General features: G+C 37.3%; 1 protein-coding gene. It reads left to right on the top strand.

Going from position 1 to position 539, the window contains the following annotated elements; genetic code table 11:
- Positions 1-290: 290 nt before the first annotated feature.
- A complete protein-coding gene (locus ACFILW_RS11110; RefSeq protein WP_375624260.1) occupies positions 291-503 on the top strand; it encodes a hypothetical protein in 213 nt (70 codons plus the stop codon).
- Positions 504-539 lie beyond the last annotated feature (36 nt).

The following is a 539-nucleotide window of genomic DNA, read 5'->3' as shown; positions in this document are numbered from 1 at the left end:
GCAAGAGCTTTTACTCTTGGGAAAAAAGCAGAGCAACAAAAGCAAACAGAAAAAGCTTTAAAAGCAGCCACAACACGGCTTGAGGTAGAAAATGAAATTAATCAAAAAAGTGATGCTGATGTGCGTGCTGCTCTCTCTGACTGGTTGCACGACAAATAAATATGCTTCTTCTTGTGTTGGCTGGTTGCCAATTTATTTAGATAAGCAAGATCTGAACGCCATCAGTTCAAACTTAGCAAGAGAGATCTTAAAGCACAATAATCTAGGTGAACGCGTGTGTGGGTGGAAACATGGCTAGAAAAAAAACACAAGACGATACAGAGCTTACAGAAGCAGAAAAAGAAATCCTTCAAGAAATCATCATGACCTACAAAAGTGTAAAAGTGATGTCGCGTTATACGAAATGGATTGTACTCATTATACTCTTATTAGCGCTTGATTTTTCACGTATTATGGATGCATTAGTAAGTATTTTTACACAAAAACCAAATATCCGACTCTAAACATACTCTGAGACGCGCGAAATTCTTTAGAAAATG

The organism is Bartonella sp. TT110JLCBS, assembly GCF_042193405.1.
In the GTDB taxonomy this organism is placed as follows: domain Bacteria; phylum Pseudomonadota; class Alphaproteobacteria; order Rhizobiales; family Rhizobiaceae; genus Bartonella.
This window is presented reverse-complemented; position numbering and strand designations above follow the sequence as displayed.